This window comes from Streptomyces sp. NBC_00887, from assembly GCF_045207585.1.
In genome coordinates this window covers 4,995,473-5,016,232 of sequence record NZ_CP108788.1, presented here as the reverse complement: position 1 = coordinate 5,016,232, position 20,760 = coordinate 4,995,473, and the positions used below count along the sequence as shown (strand labels likewise).

Annotated in this window: 17 protein-coding genes; 13 read left to right on the top strand and 4 right to left on the bottom strand. The window is 72.0% G+C overall.

Going from position 1 to position 20,760, the window contains the following annotated elements; all coding sequences use genetic code 11:
* Positions 1–140: 140 nt before the first annotated feature.
* From OG844_RS22725 to leuE, 4 genes are all read left to right on the top strand, one after another.
* Complete coding sequence (locus OG844_RS22725) at positions 141–1,730, top strand: methylmalonyl-CoA mutase (protein ID WP_406392675.1); 1,590 nt, start codon at positions 141–143, stop codon at positions 1,728–1,730.
* Positions 1,731–1,976: 246 nt separating this feature from the next.
* Complete coding sequence (locus OG844_RS22720) at positions 1,977–3,122, top strand: hypothetical protein (RefSeq protein ID WP_406392674.1); 1,146 nt, start codon at positions 1,977–1,979, stop codon at positions 3,120–3,122.
* Positions 3,123–3,231: 109 nt separating this feature from the next.
* Positions 3,232–3,885 carry a class F sortase gene (locus OG844_RS22715; protein WP_406392673.1) on the top strand — a complete coding sequence of 218 codons (654 nt, stop codon included), beginning with the start codon at positions 3,232–3,234 and terminating at the stop codon, positions 3,883–3,885.
* 69 nt (positions 3,886–3,954) lie between these two features.
* The gene (gene leuE, locus OG844_RS22710; protein ID WP_406392672.1) at positions 3,955–4,614 is read left to right on the top strand and encodes a leucine efflux protein LeuE; all 660 of its coding nucleotides are present in this window, start codon (positions 3,955–3,957) and stop codon (positions 4,612–4,614) included.
* Positions 4,615–4,637: 23 nt separating this feature from the next.
* Here leuE and OG844_RS22705 read toward each other — a convergent pair whose 3' ends face one another.
* Both OG844_RS22705 and OG844_RS22700 read right to left on the bottom strand, forming a co-directional pair.
* Positions 4,638–5,096, bottom strand: coding sequence for a MarR family winged helix-turn-helix transcriptional regulator (locus tag OG844_RS22705; protein ID WP_406392670.1), 459 nt, complete (start codon positions 5,094–5,096; stop codon positions 4,638–4,640).
* 18 nt (positions 5,097–5,114) lie between these two features.
* Complete coding sequence (locus OG844_RS22700) at positions 5,115–6,539, bottom strand: FAD-dependent monooxygenase (RefSeq protein WP_406392668.1); 1,425 nt, start codon at positions 6,537–6,539, stop codon at positions 5,115–5,117.
* A gap of 38 nt (positions 6,540–6,577) precedes the next feature.
* Here OG844_RS22700 and OG844_RS22695 point away from each other — a divergent pair, with 38 nt between their 5' ends.
* The 6 genes from OG844_RS22695 to OG844_RS22670 all read left to right on the top strand — a co-directional run bounded on the left by OG844_RS22695 (position 6,578) and on the right by OG844_RS22670 (position 14,575).
* Complete coding sequence (locus OG844_RS22695) at positions 6,578–7,222, top strand: TetR/AcrR family transcriptional regulator C-terminal domain-containing protein (protein WP_406392667.1); 645 nt, start codon at positions 6,578–6,580, stop codon at positions 7,220–7,222.
* Between the two features lie 146 nt (positions 7,223–7,368).
* On the top strand, positions 7,369–8,334 hold the full coding sequence (locus tag OG844_RS22690) for a glycosyltransferase family 2 protein (RefSeq protein ID WP_406392666.1): 966 nt from the start codon (positions 7,369–7,371) through the stop codon (positions 8,332–8,334).
* 3 nt (positions 8,335–8,337) lie between these two features.
* Complete coding sequence (locus OG844_RS22685) at positions 8,338–9,684, top strand: polysialyltransferase family glycosyltransferase (protein ID WP_406392664.1); 1,347 nt, start codon at positions 8,338–8,340, stop codon at positions 9,682–9,684.
* 57 nt (positions 9,685–9,741) lie between these two features.
* Positions 9,742–11,049 (top strand): hypothetical protein, encoded by a 1,308-nt coding sequence (locus OG844_RS22680; protein WP_406392662.1) that lies wholly within the window; start codon positions 9,742–9,744, stop codon positions 11,047–11,049.
* Positions 11,046–13,394 carry a polysaccharide pyruvyl transferase family protein gene (locus OG844_RS22675; RefSeq protein WP_406392660.1) on the top strand — a complete coding sequence of 783 codons (2,349 nt, stop codon included), beginning with the start codon at positions 11,046–11,048 and terminating at the stop codon, positions 13,392–13,394. The genes OG844_RS22680 and OG844_RS22675 overlap by 4 nt, the downstream gene beginning before the upstream one ends.
* A 50-nt stretch (positions 13,395–13,444) precedes the next feature.
* Entirely contained in the window at positions 13,445–14,575 is a 1,131-nt protein-coding gene (locus OG844_RS22670) for an acyltransferase (protein ID WP_406392659.1), read from the top strand.
* 10 nt (positions 14,576–14,585) lie between these two features.
* Here the strand turns inward: OG844_RS22670 and OG844_RS22665 are convergent, their stop codons facing one another.
* On the bottom strand, positions 14,586–15,926 hold the full coding sequence (locus OG844_RS22665) for a polysialyltransferase family glycosyltransferase (RefSeq protein ID WP_406392657.1): 1,341 nt from the start codon (positions 15,924–15,926) through the stop codon (positions 14,586–14,588).
* A complete protein-coding gene (locus OG844_RS22660) occupies positions 15,923–16,906 on the bottom strand; it encodes a glycosyltransferase family 2 protein (RefSeq protein WP_406392655.1) in 984 nt (327 codons plus the stop codon). The genes OG844_RS22665 and OG844_RS22660 overlap by 4 nt, the downstream gene beginning before the upstream one ends.
* Positions 16,907–17,114: 208 nt before the next feature.
* Between OG844_RS22660 and OG844_RS22655 the strand changes: the two genes are divergently transcribed.
* The 3 genes from OG844_RS22655 to OG844_RS22645 are packed head-to-tail and all read left to right on the top strand — an operon-like array spanning position 17,115 to position 20,749.
* Positions 17,115–18,512 (top strand): DUF6716 putative glycosyltransferase, encoded by a 1,398-nt coding sequence (locus OG844_RS22655; protein WP_406392654.1) that lies wholly within the window; start codon positions 17,115–17,117, stop codon positions 18,510–18,512.
* Between the two features lie 35 nt (positions 18,513–18,547).
* A complete protein-coding gene (locus OG844_RS22650) occupies positions 18,548–19,801 on the top strand; it encodes a cytidylyltransferase domain-containing protein (protein WP_406392653.1) in 1,254 nt (417 codons plus the stop codon).
* 12 nt (positions 19,802–19,813) lie between these two features.
* Positions 19,814–20,749 carry an N-acetylneuraminate synthase family protein gene (locus OG844_RS22645; protein WP_406392652.1) on the top strand — a complete coding sequence of 312 codons (936 nt, stop codon included), beginning with the start codon at positions 19,814–19,816 and terminating at the stop codon, positions 20,747–20,749.
* The last annotated feature ends 11 nt before the right edge of the window (positions 20,750–20,760 follow it).

The window sequence follows — 20,760 nt, the reverse complement described above, 5'->3', positions numbered from 1 at the left end:
GCCGAATCCTGCGCATGATGGGGAAGGTGAGTCCAGGCCCCGGGGTCGTGCTGTGAGCAAGGTCCGGGCGCCCGGACCCCCGCCGGTACGTCGGTGGCGACGCCGGTGGCCGAACAGTGGCTTGAGCGGAGGCACAGGACATGACGCGTGAGTCCGAGTCGGGGTTCCCCATCGAACCGGTGTACGGGCCGGACGCGCTCGACGGCTGGCAGGCCCCGGAGAGGCTGGGCGAGCCGGGTGCGTACCCCTTCACGCGCGGTGTCTACCCGACGATGTACACCGGCCGCCCGTGGACGATGCGGCAGTACGCGGGATTCGGCACGGCCACCGAGTCGAACGCCCGCTACCGGCAGTTGATCGCCCACGGCACGACGGGCCTGTCGGTCGCGTTCGACCTGCCCACCCAGATGGGGCACGACTCGGACGCCCCGATCTCCTCCGGTGAGGTCGGCAAGGTCGGTGTGGCGATCGACTCCATCGACGACATGCGCGTCCTGTTCGGCGGGATCCCGCTGGACGAGGTCTCCACCTCGATGACCATCAACGCGCCCGCCGCCCTCCTCCTGCTGCTCTACCAGCTGGTCGGTGAGGAACAGGGCGTCCCGGCGGACGCGCTGACCGGCACCATCCAGAACGACGTCCTCAAGGAGTACATCGCCCGCGGCACCTACATCTTCCCGCCGAAGCCCTCGCTGCGGCTGATCGCCGACATCTTCAAGTACTGCCGGGCCGAGATCCCGAAGTGGAACACCATCTCGATCTCCGGGTACCACATGGCGGAGGCGGGCGCCTCGCCCGCGCAGGAGATCGCGTTCACCCTGGCCGACGGCATCGAGTACGTCCGTACCGCCGTCGCGGCCGGCATGGACGTGGACGACTTCGCCCCGCGTCTCTCCTTCTTCTTCGTGGCCCGCACGACGATCCTGGAGGAGGTCGCCAAGTTCCGTGCCGCGCGCCGGATCTGGGCGAGGGTGATGAGGGAGGAGTTCGGCGCGGAGAACCCCAAGTCGCTGATGCTGCGCTTCCACACCCAGACCGCGGGCGTGCAGCTCACCGCCCAGCAGCCCGAGGTCAACCTGGTCAGGGTCGCCGTACAGGGCCTGGGCGCGGTACTGGGCGGCACGCAGTCGCTGCACACCAACTCCTTCGACGAGGCCCTCGCCCTGCCCACCGACAAGTCGGCCCGCCTGGCCCTGCGCACCCAGCAGGTCCTGGCGTACGAGACGGACGTGACGGCGACGGTGGACCCCTTCGCGGGTTCGTACGTCGTGGAGAGGATGACCGACGACGTCGAGGCCGCAGCCCTGGAACTGATGCTCAAGGTCGAGGACATGGGCGGCGCGGTCAACGCCATCGAACGTGGCTTCCAGAAGGGCGAGATCGAGCGCAGCGCCTACCGGATCGCGCAGGAGACCGACAGCGGCGAACGTGTCGTCGTCGGAGTCAACCGCTTCCGGCTCGACGAGGAGGAGCCGTACGAACCCCTCCGCGTCGACCCGGCCATCGAGGCCCAGCAGGCTGCCCGGCTGGCGAAACTCCGGGCCGGACGCGACCAGGGGGCGGTGGACGCGGCGCTGGCCGAGCTGAAGGAGGCGGCGGGGAGCGAGGCGGGCACGGCCAACATCCTCTATCCGATGAAGGACGCGCTGAGGGCGCGGGCGACGGTGGGCGAGGTCTGCAACGCGCTGCGCGAGGTCTGGGGGACGTACGTCCCGACGGACGCGTTCTGAGAACCTCCCTCCTCCGACCGGAGTTCACCGGGTCCTTCGCCGAGAATTCGCCGGGCGGTCATGGGAGGGATGTGGCGGCTGTCACGCAGTGGTGACACGGAGTGGACACCTCCGCCGAAGGAGATCGTTACCTTCGAACCAGCAGCCCGCCACACCTCTCGGCCCCACCCGACCGAGGAAGCGGCATGCGACTCTCCCTTTTCTCCCGCAGGCCCACAAGGCCGCCTTTTCTTCACGGAGTCGTCCATGTCTCTCACCACCTCGCGCCGTCGCCTCGCCCTTCGCACCGCCGTAGCAACCGCAGCGCTCACCGGCATGGTCCTGGCCCCCGCAGCCACGGCGTTCGCCGACACCACTCCGAAGGCCGATTCAGCCGCCTCGACCACCGCCGAGGGCACCCTCGTCCGCACCGACCAGCTCAAGGGCGGACTGACCGCCGAGGTCTACCGGCACGGGGACACGGACATCCACTACACGGCGGTCGTCCTCAAGGGCGACCGGCAGCTCGGCACCCTCACCGCGGGTGCGGGACACGCCGCGAAGGAGAGCCGGGTCTTCGAAGGCATCCAGGTCACCCTCACCGGCACGGGTGCCGTCACCTCCGTCAGCGACCACGGCAGCGACGGCCAGGGGCCGGAAACCCCGGCGGGCGTCCTGGTCCACAAGGACACGCTCAAGGGCGGGCTGAGCGCCGAGGTCTACCGGCACGGCGAGAAGGACGAGGTCTTCCACTCGGCCACGATCCGCTCCGGCAGCAAGTTCCTCGGCACCCTCGCGGCCGGCCACGGATTCAAGAAGGAGGAGACCAAGCTCTTCGGCGACATCTCGGTGACCCTGTTCTCCGACGGGCGGATCACCTCGGTGAACGACCACGGCAGCGACGGCCAGGGCCCGGAGACCCCCGTCAAGTGCGTGGCCACCGCCCAGAAGGACATCGGAGCGGGCCTCGAGGCCCTTCTGACGATCAGCCCGTCCGGTCCGTCCGTCGTCTTCCGCAGCTTCGGCGACGGGAAGGTGTTCGAGACGCTGGACCGCAAGCACCCCAAGCTCCCCGCGAGCGCGGGAATCATCGGGGAGATCCTCAACCCGGACAGCCACACGCCGCAGTTGCGCACCAACGTCGAGGGCGGCGGCCACCCGGCAGGCGTCACGGACTTCCCGAAGCTTCCCAAGGGCTGCAGCTTCCTCTACGGGAACACCCCGGACAGCGGCACCACCGAGAACGGCACGCAGACCACGGTGATCCCCAAGGGCGGCGTTGCCGCCGGCGCCGAGTACGGGCAGGGCAACGACCACATGCTGGTGACCGCGGGAGGCGCCGCCGCGGCGCTCAGCGCCGCGGGCATCGGCTTCGTCGCCCTGCGCCGCCGCCGGGCCGCCGCCGGCCGCTGAGGCCGGACCGGCCGCCGGGCCGGACAGCCCCCTCAGCCGCCCACGTCGCCCGGACGGGCCGCCGCAGGAAGCGACGGCCCGTCCGGGCTCGCCCCGCCGGGAGCAGTTCATGCACACACACCACGGCCGCCGCTCCACCCGAACCGCCGGTCACCGCCTCACCGCCGCCGCGCTCGCGGTCCTCGTACTCGGTGCGCTGACCGGCTGCGGCGTCGACGACAGCGCCCGCGCGGCCACCCCGCCCGCACACCTACCCACCACCGCCCCGACATCGCCCGCCCCCTCGTCGGCGGCCGTCCCCGCGGAGCCGATGACCGCCTCCGAGCCCGTCAGGGTGCGTGTCCCGTCCGCGGACGTCGACACAGGTCCCGTGCTGAAGCTCGGGCTGGCCGCGGACGGCACCGTCGAGGTCCCGTCCGTCGGACAGGCGGACCGGATCGGCTGGTACACCAAGGGCGTGACGCCCGGTGAGCTCGGTCCCGCCGTCCTCATCGGGCACTTCGACACGGCCGAGGGACCGGCGGTGCTGAAGAACGTTTCCAGGATCGGGGCCGGCGACCGCATCACCGTGTCGCGCGCGGACGGTTCCGACGCGGTATTCGCGGTCCGGGCACTGGAACAGGTCGACAAGGACAGCTTCCCGACCGACAAGGTCTACGGGGAGACGACCCGCCCCGAACTACGTCTGATCACCTGCGGCGGGGATCTCGAGAACGGTCACCGGCCGGACAACATCATCGTGTACGCCGACCTCGTGAGGTAGGCGACCGGCGGCAGTCCGGCATCCGGGCCACCCGGACGGAGTGTCGTACCCGCATGCGACACTCCGTTCATGCTAGGTGTCACCGATCTTCCGACCTATCTCGCCGGCCTCGTGCTGATCATTCTGCTGCCCGGGCCGAACTCGCTGTACGTGCTGTCCGTGGCCGCCCGGCGCGGTGTGCGGACCGGGTACGTGGCCGCAGCGGGTGTGTGGACCGGGGACACGGTCCTGATGACGCTGTCCGCCCTGGGGGCCGCGTCCCTGCTGCAGACGACGCCGCTGCTCTTCGCCGTCGTCAAGTACGCGGGTGCGGGATACCTGACCTGGCTGGCCATCGGGATGCTGAGGGCCGCCGTGTCGACGTGGCGTGAGCGGCACCAGCGGGTCGCCGAGCTGACCGAGGAGGACCCGGCGCCGGCCACGGCCGTCGAGCGTCCCTACCGGCGGGCGCTCGTGGTCAGCCTGTTCAACCCGAAGGCCATCCTGTTCCTGATCTCCTTCTTCGTGCAGTTCGTCGACCCGGGCTACGCCTACCCGGCGCTGTCCTTCCTGCTGCTGGGCGTCCTGCTGCAGATCGGCAGCTTCCTGTACCTCTCGATGCTCATATTCGGCGGCACCCGCCTGGCCACCGCGTTCCGCCGCCGCAAGCGGCTGTCGGCGGGGGCCACTTCGGCGGCGGGTGTGCTGTTCCTGGGCTTCGCGGCGAAGCTCACCTTCAGCAGCGTCTGAGCGGGCCGCGTCCGACCGGGCGTTCAGTGGTGCCAGGCCTTGCCTCCCACGTTGTGGATCATGCGCTGGAGGACCTTGAGTGCGGCGACGAACTCCTCGTCCGGGATGCCGGCGTGGATCTCCGCCCTCGCCCGGCCGACCCGTTCGTAGGCACGTTCCTGCAGCGCGTGCCCCTCGGCGGTCAGCCGCAGGCGGGTGGTGGCGTCCTGGGTGACCAGGCCCCGGGCGATGAGGGTGTCGATCTCGGGTTCCAGCCCGTCCCCGACGGACAGGTAGCCGCGGAGCATCGCGACCACCTCCGCGCGGGGCCGCCCCTTGTCGTCCGCCTCGACGAGCTGGTTGATCACCCACCAGGGCGGCTGGGTGAGACCGTGCTCGGCGAGGGCGGCGCGGATGTGGGTCACGGTCGCTTCGTGGGCGGCCCAGCTCCAGTAGCCGATGGGCTGCCGTGCGAGTCCTGCGTCATCGTGTGAGTAGTCCATGTCCCCGAACGTAGGACCTCAATCAAGCTTGAGGTCAAGGCCCATGGCCCCGGCGTACTCCGCGAGCCCCGAGGTGTCGTCGCCGGCCCAGCCGATGTAGCCGTCCGGGCGGACGAGGAACAGGCCATTGCCGTAGGCCTCGCAGGCCGCCGCCCGGTGGTGGCGCAGCAACGCACCGCCGGACGCGGGCAGACCGGCGTCGGTGCCGACGGTGAGCAGGGTGAAGTGCGGCCCCCGGAAGACGTCGAAGAGCCGCTGCCCGGCGCCCGCCGGCCCGTCCGGTGCCCGGTCGCCGGCTTCCAGCAGGCCCGCCCGGCCGTGGGACAGGGGGCCCTCGCGGTAGCCGAGACCCAGCTGCTGGGTGGCGGCGCCGCGTTCCTGCTCGCCTCGGTGGATGCGGGTCGAGAGGCCCAGCATGTCGGCGGCCACGGGGCGCCGCTCCTCCTCGTAACTGTCGAGCAGCGCGGGCGGCGCGCCGTGCCGCAGGACCTGGCCGAGCTTCCAGCCGAGGTTGTACGCGTCCTGGACGCTGGTGTTCAGACCCTGCCCGCCGGCCGGGGAGTGGACATGGGCGGCGTCGCCCGTGAGGAAGACGCGGCCCGCCCGGAAGCGCTCGGCCAGTGCCGCGCGCGGCCGGAAGTCCGAGCACCAGCGCACCTCGGTGACGTCCTCGGGGCCGAGGTGGGTGCGGGCGGCGAGTAGCTCCCGTACGGCTTCCGGCGAGGTGTCCGGCTCGCCGTCCTTGAACTGGGCGACGAGCTGGAAGTCGGCCGTGCCGGGCAGCGGGCACAGGGTGGTGTAGCCCGCGTCGCCGGTGAAGATGTGCCAGTTCAGCCGGTCGAGGGCCCTTTCCGTGACCCGGACGTCGGCGACCAGCATGGGGGCGGGGTCGACGCTCTCGCCGTCCATCGGGATGCCGAGCGTGCGCCGGACCGTGGAGCGCCCGCCGTCCGCGGCGACGAGGTAGGAGGTGCGCACCGGGCCCGTGGACAGTTCGGCGGTGACCCCGCCGGGGTCCTGGGAGAGGTCGGTCAGGGCGGTGGAGAAGGTGACGTCGCCGCTCAGCTCGCGCAGCCTGGCGAGCAGGATCTCCTGGGTCCGCCACTGCGGCATCATCCACGGTTCCCCGTACGGCTCCGCGTCCGTCGGTGCCGCGCGGCGGAACATGTCGTACGCGCCCTGCCGCTCCCCGTCGCGCCACGTCATGCCGACGGGGGCGGCGCCGCCGTAGGCGCGCACCGCGTCGCCCACCCCGAGGTCGTCGAGCACCTCCCTCGTGCGCGGCTGGATGCCCTTGCCCCGCGAGCCCGGGAAGAGCGCGGCGGCCTGCTCGACGACGAGGGCGCGCACGCCTCTGCGTGCCAGATCGCAGGCGAGGGCCAGGCCGCTGGGACCCGCTCCGACGATCAGTACCTCAGTTTCCTTAACGCCGTTAAGTTCCATGGTTCGGAGTTTGCGCTTAACGCTGTTAAATTGTCAAGGTGGGTACGACGAAGATCGACAGGGCGCGCGTCGCCGACACGGCACTGCGCCTGCTGAACGAGGTGGGCCTCGACGGGCTGACCCTGCGCGCCATCGCCAGGGAGCTGGACGTCAAGGCGCCCGCTCTGTACTGGCACTTCAAGGACAAGCAGGCACTGCTCGACGAGATGGCGACCGTGATGTACCGCCGGATGCTCGACGAGGAACTGCCCGGCCCCGCCGCGGACAGCTGGCAGCGGCAGCTCATCGCGTACAACAGCGGACTGCGTGCCGCGCTGCTGCGCTACCGGGACGGCGCGAAGGTCTACAGCGGCGCCAGGTTCACCGGCACCGACCACGCCGCAGGGCTCGAAACCCATCTGCGGACCATGGTCGGCGCGGGCTTCGAGCTGCGGCAGGCGGTACGGGCCGGCATCACCGCGTACTCGTACACGATGGGCTTCGTCACCGAGGAACAGGGCGTCCGGCCGATGCCGGACGAGCGCCGGGAGGGCTTCGACATCGGCGAACGGGCCCAGCGGATGGAGCAGTTCCCGCTCGCCGCGGCAGCCGGCGCCGAGATCTTCGCCGGCTACGACGAGCGCTTCGAGGACGGCCTGTGGATCATCGTCGCGGGCATCGAGGCGCGGTACGGGGTGCGGTGAGGCCGGGCGCACCCGCCGGGCGCGGCGCCCCAGGGTCAGGTCATCGCGGGGATGCCCAGAGTTCACCACTCGTCGGGCCGGAGGACACCCGCTCCTCCACGTGACTCACTAGCGTGTGTGGACCAAGATCGAAGGTGAGTCCCCGCGTGCCGAAACTGTCCGTCGTCGTTCCCTTCCACAATGTCGCGGCCTTCGCCGACGCGGCGCTGAGCAGCCTGGCCCGCAACGCCGGCCCGGATGTGGAGTTCCTTCTGGTCGACGACTGCTCGACGGACGAGACGCCGTCCGTCATCGACCGGTGGGCGGAGAGACTTCCGCGGGCCGAGGTCATCCGGCACGGCACGAACCTGGGCATCGCGGCAGCCCGTAACAGCGGCATCGACGCGGCCCGCGGCGACTTCGTCACCTTCCTCGACGGCGACGACTGGTACGCGCCCGGCCATCTGGCCCGCCTGCTGCACGCCGCGCAGGAACTCGACTGCGACTTCGCCCGCACCGACCACGTGCAGTCCACCGGCACCAGCCGTGTCGTGCGCCGCGCGCCGGCCCGCCTCCGCGACACCGTGCTCGACCCGCGGGAGGGAATCGCGGCCCCCGAGCGCGAGACGATGGTCGACTACCCGTTCGTATGGGCGGGGATCTACCACCGGCGGCTCTTCGAGGACGGCGCACTGAGGTTCGCCACCGAACTGCGCACCGCCGAGGACCGGTTGTTCATCTGGCGGCTCCACCTGCACGCCCGCACCTACGCAGCCCTGGGCCTCTACGGCATCTTCTACCGGCGCGGAGTCACCACGTCCCTCACCCAGATCAAGGACTCCCGGCAGCTCGACTTCTTCCCCGCCTACGACACGCTCGTCGAGGAGATCGGCCAGGACCGGGACGCGGAACTCCTTCTGCCCAAGGCGGTCCGCACCTACTGCGCGATGATCGCGTTCCACAACGAGAAGGCGGACGTGTACGACCCTGCCACCGCCCGGCGGCTGCGCCACGAGTCGACCGCCGCACTGCACCGCATGCCGCAGCCGGTGCTCGACAGGACCCTGACGATGATGGACAACAAGCGCAGCACCCTGCTCAACCGCCTGCGTGACAAGCAGAAGGCCGCCTGACCCATGCCCACGCGCACCCAGATCTTCCAGGTCTCCACCCTGTACGGGGCGGCCACGCTCGCGGCTGCCCTGGACGCCGGCCAGTTCGGACCCGGGCAGGACAGCCACCGCATCCTGCTCGTCTCCAACAACGCGGAGATCCCCGAAACCGCCCTCCGGCTGGAGGAGATGCGGGGCTACGGAGACATCGCCGCCCGCTTCGACTCCGTCGTCGACTGGAACGAGGCGATCAGCCCCCACCACCCGAGCGGCTGGGGCCCCCGCCCGGAGGAGACCGAGCTGTGGCAGCGCGCCTTCCGGCTCGCCTGGGGGATCCCCCCGGAGAACCCCGTCGACCTGGCCGTCGAGTCGATCCAGGTCAACCCGGCCCGCGCACTGGCGGCGATCTTCGCCGAGAGCGCCCTGCACGTGTACGCGGACGGCCTGATGAGCTACGGGCCCACCCGGAACAAGGTGCCGGTGTCGATCGCCTGCCGCATCCAGCGCGTGCTCCACCTGGACCTGGTGACCGGCCTGAAGCCGCTGCTGCTGGCGGAGTCCGGCGTCGAGCCCGAACTCGTACCGCACGATGCCTTCCGTACGGTCCTCGGCGAGATCGCCCGTGCGGCCGACGGCGACCGCACGCTCGCGGCGGTCGAGGCCGAGGCACCCACCGCCGTACTCCTCGGGCAGTACCTCGCCGCCCTGAACATCCTCACGCCCGAGGAGGAGGAGGACCTGCACATCCGCATGCTGCGCGGGGCGGCCCGCGCGGGCCACACCTCCATCCTCTTCAAACCGCACCCCACCGCACCGGCCCGCTACTCCCGGGCCCTGGACGACGCGGCAGCCGCCGCGGGGGTGCGCCTGAGCACCCTGGACAGCCCGCTGCTCGCCGAGACGCTCTACGAACGGTGCGCACCCACGCTCGTCGTCGGCTGCTTCTCCACGGCGATGTTCACCGCCGCCGCGTACTACGGCATCCCCGTCGCCCGGGTCGGCACCCGTCTCGTCCTGGACCGCATCACCCCGTACGAGAACAGCAACCGCATCCCGCTGACCATCGTCGACCACCTCGTACCCGATCTGGACGAGCAGGGGAGCGAGCCCGTCCCGGAGTTGTCCTCCAGCGCACCGGACACCCTCGCCCCACTGGTCCGGACGGTCGGCTACTGCATGCAGTCGGGCCTCCACCCCGCACTGCGCGGCGAGGCCGAGTCCTGGCTGCGCGGCGGGCTCGACGCAACGACCCAGCACTACTTCAAGCGCCGCCGCCTGCAGAAGCTCCTCCTGCCCGGCGGCGGACCCGGCGGAGCGGCGGTCCGGCTTCGCCGCACCGTACGGCGCACGCGCAACAGCCTCGGACTCTGACCCGGCCCCGGGGCACTGCCCCGGCCGGCCACCGATCACAGAACGGCGGAATCGAGCATGGGCCAGACCTTCACGGGGCTGCTCAAGGCCGTACGGACCAGGACCGCGACGGGCGGTTCCGGGCAACAGGTGCCTGCCGCACCGGCCGTGCTGCGCCTGTGCGGCGACCACCTCGCGGCCCTCGGCGCCTCCGGCCCCATGGACGACGTCAGGAAGACCCGCCTGGTCGCCTCCATCGGCACGCTCACCACGGCCTGTTCCTCCGGAGCGGACGGCCTCTTCGACGCACTGCTGCGGACCGGGCGGCACGCCCTGGAGGCCGGCGGCGACGCGCAGGCGCGGTTCGCCCTCGGCATCGCGGTCGAGGCGACCGGGATGCGGGACAGGTCCAAGGGGGCATGGCGGCTGCGCGGACGCGCGCTGGACGCCCTCGGGCGGAACGAGGAGGCCGTACAGGCCTACGAGCGCCACCTGACGCTGCAGCAGGAACCCTCCTCGTCGCAGGACATAGCACGGCGCATCGCGACCCTGCGGGACCTCCGCCGCTGCCTGGACGACGCCGCCGGACTCCTGCCCGACGGTGAGGACGCCGCCCGGCTGCGGGCCCTGCGCGACGTGCCGGCCGCGGAGGCGGGGGCCGGCTTCGCCGACGTCGTACGGCAGCGGACGGCCGTCCGGGGCATGGGCGACCCGGCCGTCCGGGAGCTCGCCGGGGCGTACGCCGCCCACCGCCGGCTGCTGGACCGGGACAGGATGGCCGACCCGCTGCTCGACGGCACCGAGCCGATCGGGGTCCCGGCCCTGCGCCGTCTCGTCGAAGGCCGCTCCGTGTGCGTGGTCGCCGGCACGCCGCTTGTGCTGGAGGAGGAGCGGACCGCGGGCAGTCCGCTCGGGAAGCTGATCGACGGGCACGACCTGGTGGTGCGCTGCGACGCCCTGCCCACGGGCGGGGAATCCTCCGCCCTCGTGCGCACCGACCTGCACGCCCTCACCCTGCGGGGCGACACGCCCTGGACCGGACCCGGCTGGGGCGGCAGGGCCGGCACCCGCCTGGTCTTCGGCGACAGGCTCGCCGACTGGCGCCGGGCGCTGCGCGCACGGCTCGTCCCCGATGCCCAGGACCACATCGGCGACGCCTCGTTGCGCCGGCCGCTGAGCGATCCGGCGCTGATCGGGGAGGACGGCTGGGGAACCCGTACCACCACGGCCTTCACCGTGCTGCGGCTCCTGGACTTCCTGGACGCCGACCGCCTGGACCTCATCGGGTTCGGCCTGCCGGGACAGCTGCTGCCGCGGGAGCACGCGTGGGTCACCGCCCACGCGACCCATGAGGACGAGACCGACCTGAGGACCCAGCTGCGATGAACGCTCCCGCCGATTCCGCCGCCGCGGACGCCGACGACAGACGCGCCGTCACCGGAAGGCGGAGGACAGCCTTCGCCGCCTGCACCGACGAGGACCGGATGCCCGGCCTCCTCCTGCTGCTGCGCAGCCTCGTACTGACCAACCCGGCCGTCTGCGAGGACTTCCTCGTCCTGCACCCCGGCCTGCCCGACACCGCCTTCGACGCCGCACGCCGACTGCACCCCCGGATAGTCCCGTACGAGGCCGCCGACCGCCTCGACGTCTTCCGGGCGGACGCCTACGACACCGTCGTCGCCTTCGGCCCCGGCACGGTCGTGCTCGGCCCGCTGCTGCCCCTGCTGCAGTTGCGCACGGGAGTGGGCGCCGTGCCGCAACCAGGCCCCGACGGCCGGCGGACCGTCCAGGACGACGGCCTGCTGGTGATCCAGCGCCAGGACACCGACGGCACGTTCCTCGAAGGACTCGACGGTCTCGCCGACCCGGAGCGCGGCGGCGACGGGCGGGTGGACCGTGCGCTGGGACGGGCACCCGGGCTGCTCACGGCCGTCGATTCCCGCTACGACTTCCTGGTCGGCCGGCTCTACGACGACACGCCCGTGCCCGACGGCACCGCCGTACTGCGCTTCACGGACACCGACCGTGCCGGATACGCGCCGGCGTACGAGGCCCGCGACCGCTACGAGCTGGACGACGAGGCGTTCCGCGCCGCGTACTGCGCCCTGTCCGGCCCCAAGCACCCCGAACTGCTGCTGCACCACGCGCTTCCGTTCCCGGCCGGGGGGAGCACCCCGGTGGAGCTGGTCCGCCAGGTCGCCGACGTGCACCGGCAGCAGGGTCGCTACGAGGAGGCGGTCACGCTGCTGACGGCGGCCGTGGACGACCGGCCCGACCTGCCGCGCTGCCACGAGACGCTGGGCATCTGCCTGATGGCGCTGTCCAGGTACGAAGAGGCCGAGGCGCACCTCCTGCTGGCCACCGTGTCACCGGACGTCGCGGCCCGCGCGTACGGGCAGCTGGCCCGGCTCGCCTGGCTGCTCGGCCGGACGCGGGACGCGCACGGCTACGCCCGCGACGGCCTGGACTCCGACCCCACCGACGCCAACTGCCGCGCCTGGTACGTGCGCACCCGGAAGCCCCGCACACCCGCACCTGTCGCCCCGGCCGCAGCCCCGGCCGCCCCGGCCGAACAGCTCGCGCACGTCGCGCTGTTCGCCGACGGCCAGGAGAACGCGGGCGACAAGGTGCTGCCCGAAGCCGTCCGCATGTGCTTCGACGCCGACACCGGGCCGCGCCGCTGGCACCAGCAGTCCGTGCACCGGCTGGTGGACGAGCCGGTCCTGGAGGAGCTCAACGCCCGTCGCGGGGTGATCGTCGGCGGCGGCGGGCTCTTCCTCCCCGACACCGCGCCCAACAGCAACAGCGGCTGGCAGTGGAACATCGCGGACGACGTCCTGGGCCGGATCACCGCGCCGCTGGCCGTCTTCGCGGTCGGCTACAACGTGTTCGACGGCCAGCGCTACCGCCGTGACAGATTCGCGGCGAGTCTGCGCGTCCTGGTCGAACGGTCGGCCTTCTTCGGACTGCGCAACCAGGGTTCCGTCGCCCGGGTCAGGGAACTCCTGCCGGACGACCTGCGCGACCGGGTGCGCTACCAGCCCTGCCCCACCACCGTCGCCCGCCACCTCGACCCCGACTGGACCGATCCGGTGCGACGCGACGACACCGTACTGGTCAACTGCGCCTACGACCGGGCCAATCTGCGCTTCGGGCACGACTACGGGCACTTCCTGGCCGAGATGGACGCCGCCATACGTGCGACAGGGGAACGTGCCGAGGTCCGCTACGCGGCCCACATGCCGGCGGACGAGAAGTTCGTGCACGACCTGCGCCGCGAGCACGGGACCTCCCTGCCGGTGGAGCCGCTGTACCTGCGCTCCAACGAACAGATCCGCGACCTCTACCGGCGTACCCGCCTGGTGATCGGGATGCGCGGACACGCGGGCATGATCCCGTTCGGCTGCGGCACACCCGTCATCAGTCTGGTCTCGCACCCCAAACTCGCCTACTTCCTCACCGACATCGAGCGCCCCGAGTGGGGCGTGTCCGTCCACGACCGAGCCCTGGGCGCCCGCCTCGCCGAGCGGGCGACGGCGGTGCTGGAGGATCACCGGGCCGCCGTGGCCGACGTGCACGACAGGCAGGAGCACCTCTGGTCGGTGACCCGGGCGAACCTCACCGGACTGCGCGAGGTCTTCGGTCTGCCACTGCCCGCCCCGCGCATCCCGGGTCCTCGGAGCGCCGAGGGAGCACACGGCCTTCACCTGCCCGACACCCGGACGAAGTGACTGTTCACCTGGCCGGAGTTCACCCCGGGCGAGTGCGTTCATAGCCTTCGATGACCATGCCATCCTCTGCTTCTCCGGCCGGAACACCGGCCACCGCAACCGCACCGGCCGCCGCACCGTCCGCGGATGCCGCCCCGGAGACCGCGCCGCGGCCCCGCCCGGTCCGCGAGCACCGCTACGACGTCGATCTGATCCGGCTGCTCTGCTCGGTCGGCGTGATCCTGTGCCACACGGGTTCCGCGTTCGTGAACACGGCGGGCCGCGAGGCCTCCAACGGCCCCGGTACCTACTGGGCAGGCCTCGTGGCGGACTCGGCGGGCCGCTTCGCGGTGCCCCTGTTCTTCGCGATCGCCGGCTGGGTGGTGCTGGTGGGAGCCCCGGTCAGGGACGGCCGCCGGCTGTGGAAGCGCATCGTGCGGATCGTGATGCCGCTCGCCGTGTGGACGGTGCTGTATCTGGCGTGGGGCCGGCTGCGCTCCACCGACGACGACCCGATCGGCGAACTGGCCCTCGACTCGCTCTTCGCCTCGGTCCGCCCGGCGTACCACCTCTGGTACCTGTACGCCTACGTCCCCGTCATCATGCTGCTGGCCTTCGCCGCCCTGGTGAGGGCGGGCAAACGCCCCTGGGGGCTCGGTGCCGCCCTGCTCGTCCTCGGCGCGGCCCCGTCCCTGTTCGGCGACATCGCCCGGATCACGGACCTGGATCTGCCGCGGTTCGGCTGGGGCTTCGGCCCGTACCAGCTGATCTACGCGGTGCTCGGCGCCCTGCTCCTCGCGGTGCCCGCCGGTACGTTCGGCAGGCGCCGCCTGTGGTGGCTCCTCCCGGCGGGCGCGGCGCTGGCCGCGACCGTCGCGTACCAGCACGTGGTGCACTACGCGATCCCGTACGCGAGCGTGCTGGTCGCCCTGTTCAGTGCCGGAGTGCTGCTCTCCCTGCACCGCCTGCACATCCCGGACCGACTGCGTCCGGCGCTGACCCGGCTGTCCGACGCCTCGTTCGGCGCGTACATGATCCACGTCCTCGTCCTGGGCGTCCTCACCGAGGCCCTGGTCACGGCGGACCTCACGTGGGTGGCGGCCGCGGCCCTCATGGTCGGCGTGACGGCAGCCACCACGGTGCTCTCCTTCGGAGCCGCCCTCCTGTGGACCCGTCTCGGCCTGACCCGACTGCTCGGCTGAGAGCCGGTGGTCACCTGCCGCGTACGCGGCGGGTGAGGCGGCGAAGCGTCGGGTTGCGGCGGATGAGGGCGAGGCGTGGGGGCACCACGCCAGGGAGTGCGAGCGAGGCCAGCCGGCGGCGCTTGAAATAGCGCCAGGTGCGCCCGTCCAGGTGTTCGGAGAGGTAGCGCTCGGCGGCCGGGCGGAGGTCCGGGCGCACCCTGGGCTGCATGGCGAAGCCGACCGCGTGCAGCAGACCGTCCAGTTTCCGGGCCACGGCCGCCTCCGTGGGCGGCTTCTGGCAGGTGACTGCGGCGACGTCCGTGAGTTCGGGGAGCAGCGCGTCGGTGATCGTGACCGGCACCCTGTGCGCGTTCTCGTACGGGGTCAGGCGCTCCAGCAGCGTTCCGGTGCCGGTCCTGGCCACGGGCAGCTCGTACAGGGTGGCCGCCGTGAGCAGTTCAGTCGCGGCGCAGCCGACGACGAGCGCGGGGCGTATCCGCTGGTAGAGGACCTCCGGGAGGACGTGGGCGCCGAGCGGCCCGCTGTCGAGCACCGTCAGTTCGGCGCCGAGGCGGGAGGCCTCCCGGGCGAGCGCGGCCGACCACGGGACCGGCGCATGGGGGTGGGGCACGAGCAGGAGCCGGGTGTGGCCGAGGGCGACGGTGCCGCGCACCATCCGCAGGTGCAGTTCCCTCGTCTCGGCGGGGGAGAGGAGCCCGGACTCGGCGAGGCGCTCGCCCAGGAGCAGCGCGGGGCCGTCCGGGAACGGGAACTCCGGAGCGGCTACGGCCAGTTCGGCGAACACCTTCTGCAGGGCCGCGGTGGGCAGGGGGACGGGCTCCGCACCGAACTCGGCCAGCAGCAGCGGCCGCAGGCCGGGGAGCAGGTCCGGATGGAGCACACGCCGGACCCGGGTGCCGATCAGCGGCGGGATCTTGCTGCCGGTCGGGCCGTAGCCGGCCAGATCGTCCACGTACACCGTGACGGGTCCGCCGCCGAGGATCTGGGCGAGCGCCTGGGCGGGTGCGGCGTGCGGTGACGCGAAGGCCAGCTCGACCTCGTCGTTCCCGAGGTGCCAGGCCCGGCGCAGATGGCGTTCCCACAGGGGCGCGTCGTCGGCGCGCGGGGTCCACTCGGCCGGGTGCTGGGGGGAGATGGTGTCGTTCCAGGAGAGCACCTCGTCGAAACGGGTGCGCAGCAGGCCGGAACCGGGCATCGAGTCGGCGGGGGGCGCCGCCTCCGGGATCGCCGAGGTGTCGCAGAGCAGCAGGATGCGGCGGTCGGCGTCGTCGAAGCAGTTCGCGTCGAGGGCGGCGGCGAGTGCGGCCGTGCCGTGCGGAGTCGAGGCGACGAAGATCTGCGTGGTCACGCGGCGGCCGTTCCCTTCGCGGCGACCGGCCGGCGGCGCAGTCTGCGCAGCAGGGTCGCCCGTCGTACGTCCATGGCGTCGAGGGTGTCGTCGAGGATCGGCTGGGGCATGTCCGCGAGCGCCGCCGCACTGAGCGATCTCAGTTTCCGGGCAACGGACGGTTCGAATTTCCCGATGGTGCCGACGTGGTGGGCGATGACGGCACAGTACGTACGCACCGCTTTCGGCAGCAGCGCGTCCGCGTCGCGGTCGGCCGCCGTCTCACCCACGACCTGGTTGTAGGCGCGCACGAAATCGAGCTGGCGCTCGTCGCTGATCTGTGTGAGTGATGACGCCACCCCCCGGCGGTAGAAATGGCCCAGAGTTCCCAGGACCGCGAAGGAATCCGCTTCGCGGTGCAGCCGCCATATCCACGGCCGGTCCTCGGCGGTGCGCAGCCCGTCGGCGAAATGCAGCAGCCCCCGGTCCAGGAGGCTCCGGTGGTAGAGCCCGGCCCAGGCGTACGCGTAGTCCACCGAGGTGCTCCGGGAGGCCGGCAGGATCGCGTCCCGGGGGGAGCTCACCGCACCGCGCCGGCCGTGCGGGACGCGGTGCACCGTGCGGGACCTGCCGGTGACCTGGACGTGGTCCGTACGGACGAAGGAGCAGCCCAGGGCCTCCGTCTGCGCGAGCAGCCGGGCGTAGTGGCCCGGTGCGAGCCAGTCGTCGCCGTCCAGGAACGCGATGTACTGCCCGCGGGCCGCGTCCAGGCCGGTGTTGCGGGCCGTGGCCAGACCCGCGTTCCGCTCGTGTCTGTGGACGACCACCCCCTCGATGTCGTCCTGGGCCCGGCGCAGGAGCTCCGCCGTACCGTCGGTCGAACCATCGTCGACGAGGATGAACTCGAAGTCCTCGCGGGCATTGGCGCGCAGGCTTCGGAGCGTATCGGGGGCGTATGTCCGCACGTTGTAGAACGGCACGATGACGGAGAGCTTGACCACCCGCATCACGCTAAGGGCGGGCCCGGCATTTCCCTTGTCCCCGAAGAGGACTGAGGGTGAACGACGCATGTCGGATCAGTGAATCGGCGTACATTCACGGCTATGTGAGGTGCTGCCGAGGTCATATCCCCAACCGTCGGCGGGCTGTTAACCATTTGTTGCCCCCGCGTTGGGCCGCTCATAGAAATGCCTTCCTAGCTTTTAGGGCGTGCCTCCACGTACCAGTAACTCGGCTGATCCGGCCGACACCGCAGCAGCAGCCTCCCCGGCGCTCAGGGTTGCCGTACTCGCCGACTCCGACACCCGGTGGAAGTGGGGCGCGCTCACCGCGCGCCGCCTGACCGCAGGTGCCGGCGGGACCTCCCGGACCGGCGAGGGCGAACGCCCCGTCGAGGTCACCGGGCTGCTGCTGCGCGGCCGTGCCACCCCGACTCCCCGGCAGCTGGCCGAAGTCGGAGAGGTGGGTGTGGATGCCGGCCGGGTGCGCGAGGTGACGGCCGTCGAATTCCTGCACGCGGTGCGGGACGAGGCGTACGACGTCGTCGTGCTCGCCCTCGTCGGCGGCGCCGTCCAGGCGATGCTGCACGGCCTGGCCGCCCTGGGCCTGCCCCGCAGGCCCGTGATCGTCACCGGGTACGTGGGAGTCGTCTACGAGAAGCTCGCCGACGGACTCCTGCTGCGGCACGGCGCGGACATCGTCCTCGCCAACTCCCGTCACGACGCGGAGCGTTTCCGCGCGGTGTACGAGGGAGTGGGCGCCGACGCCTCGTCCGTCACGGAGGCCGCGCTGCCGTTCCTCGGCGGGGCACCGCACCGCCCGGAACAGGGCCGCGACACCGTCGTGTTCGCCGCCCAGCCCTCCGTACCGGCCTCCCGCGCGGACCGCACGTACCTGCTGCGCAGGCTCGTCGAGCACGCGAGGCTGCACCCGGGCCGCGAGGTGCTGCTGAAGCTGCGCTCGAAACCGGGTGAGCACACGACCCACATCGAGGAACTGCCCTACCAGCGGCTCGCGGAGCGCCTCCCGGGCGGGCTGCCGCCCAACTTCCGCCTGGCGTACGGGCACATGGGCGAGGTCCTGGACCGCACCGACCTGCTGGTCACGGTCTCCTCGACGGCGGCGCTGGAGTCCCTGCACCGCCGTATCCCGACCGCGATCCTCTCCGACCTCGGCGTACGGGAAACCCTCGGAAACCACCACTTCATCGGCTCCGGGCTGGTCACCTCCTGGGACCGGCTGGACGGCGGGCACCGCCCCGAGCCCGACGAGGCATGGGTGTCCGGCCAGGGGGTCGCCGCCGACGGTTCGTACGACACGGCCTACGACACCGCGCGGGCCAAGGTGGCCGTCCTGCTCGAACACGGCTCCCTTCCCGACCTCGCCCCGTACTACACCCCGGCCACCGCCCCCGGATACCTCCCCGGCATCCTCGCCCGCCACCACCTGGCCACCGACGGCCGCCCGCTGCCGGGCGCCGCGGCGCCCAAGGAGACCGGCCGGGTCAGAGGGGCGGTGCGCGCGACCGTCCGCAACGCGGCGCGCGGCGCCTACCGCCACGGCGTCCAGCGGGTCGCCCCCGTGATCCGCCGGATGGGCGAGCTGTGACCGCCGCCGCCACGTCCACCGCTTCAGGAGCAGCCATGACCCCGCCACCGGCCCCGACCGTGCTCGCCGTGATCCCCGCCCGCGGCGGATCCAAGGGCGTGCCCGCCAAGAACCTCGCCCAGGTCGGCGGCGTCCCCCTGGTGGCCCGCGCGGTCCACGCCTGCCTCGCCTCCCCTGAGGTCACGGACGTCGTCGTCACCACCGACGACCCCGCCATCGCGGACGCGGCGCGGGCCGCGGGCCGGGCGCGGGGCGAGTCGGACCGGCTGCACTGCGTGCGACGCCCCGTCGCCCTCGCCGGCGACACCGCGACCAGCGAGGCAGCGGTCCTGCACGCCCTCGACGCGTACGAGGCGATGCAGCCCGGCAGGTCCGCCGACGTGGTGCTGCTCGTGCAGTGCACCAGCCCCTTCATCACCCGCGAGGACATCGACGGCGTCGCCGCCGCGGTCGCCCGCGAAGGTGCGGACACGGCCGTCACCGTCGCCCCGTTCCACGGGTTCGTCTGGCGCGACGGCAGCGCGGTGGAGGACGACACGTACGGCGTCAACCACGACAAGGCCGTACGCCCCCGCCGCCAGGACCGTCCGCAGGACCTGCTGGAGACCGGCGCCGCGTACGCCATGGACGTCGAGGGCTTCCGCACCCACCGCCACCGCTTCTTCGGCCGCACCGCGCTCGTACGGACCGACCCGGCGCGGGTGCTGGAGATCGACGACCCGCACGACCTGGCCCGTGCCCGCGCCCTCGCGCCGCTCCTGGACCCCTCGCCGCTGCCGACCCGCGAGGACATCGACGCGGTCGTCCTCGACTTCGACGGCACGCAGACCGACGACCGCGTCCTCATCGACTCCGACGGACACGAGATCGTCGCCGTCCACCGCGGTGACGGCCTCGGCATCGCCGCCCTGCGCAAGGCCGGCGTCCCGCTCCTGATCCTGTCCACGGAACAGAACCCGGTCGTCGCCGCCCGCGGCCGCAAGCTCCAGGTCCCCGTCCTGCACGGCATCGACCGCAAGGACCTGGCGCTCAAGCAGTGGTGCGAGGAGCAGGGCTTCGACCCCGACCGCGTGCTCTACGTCGGCAACGACGTCAACGACCTGCCCTGCTTCGGACTGGCGGGCTGGCCCGTCGCCGTTGCCAGTGCCCACGACTCGGTACGCGCCGCCGCGCGGGCCGTGACCACAACCCCCGGTGGCTTCGGCGCCATCCGCGAGATCGCGGCCTGGCTCCTGGGCCCGACCCTCACCACCGGCTCCACCCCTGCCGGCACCACCCCCACCACGTAAGGAAGCACCACCATGAGCAGCACCTCCCGCCTGCGCACGCTCGGCACCCGCACCGCCGGCCCCGGCAACCCCGTCTACATCACGGGTGAGATCGGCATCAACCACAACGGCGACCTCGACAACGCCCTCGCCCTGATCGACGTGGCAGCCGAAGCCGGCTGCGACGCCGTCAAGTTCCAGAAGCGCACCCCGGAGATCTGCACCCCGCGCGACCAGTGGGACATAGAGCGCGACACCCCCTGGGGCCGGATGACGTACATCGACTACCGCCACCGCGTCGAGTTCGGCGAGGCCGAGTACCAGGCCATCTCCGACCACTGCGCCAAGCGCGGCATCGACTGGTTCGCCTCCCCGTGGGACACCGAGGCCGTCGCCTTCCTCGAGAAGTTCGACGTCCCGGCGCACAAGGTCGCCTCCGCCTCCCTGACCGACGACGAGCTCCTGCGCGCGCTGCGCGCCACGGGCCGCACGGTCATCCTCTCCACCGGCATGTCGACCCCTCGCCAGATCCGGCACGCGGTCGAGGTCCTCGGCAGCGACAACATCCTGCTCTGCCACGCCACATCGACGTACCCGGCCAAGGCCGAGGAGCTCAACCTGCGCGTCATCAACACCCTGCAGGGCGAGTTCCCGAACGTCCCGATCGGCTACAGCGGCCACGAGACGGGCCTGCAGACGACCCTCGCCGCCGTTGCGCTCGGCGCCGCGTTCGTCGAGCGGCACATCACGCTCGACCGCGCCATGTGGGGCTCCGACCAGGCCGCCTCCGTAGAGCCGCAGGGTCTCACCCGCCTCGTCCGCGACATCCGCACCATCGAGGCCTCCCTCGGTGACGGCGTCAAGAAGGTGTACGAGTCGGAGCTCGGCCCGATGAAGAAGCTCCGCAGGGTCACGGGCGTCATCGCCGAGACCGAGAACGCGCCGGCTGCCGAGCCGGTCGCGGTCTGACGGGCAGACCG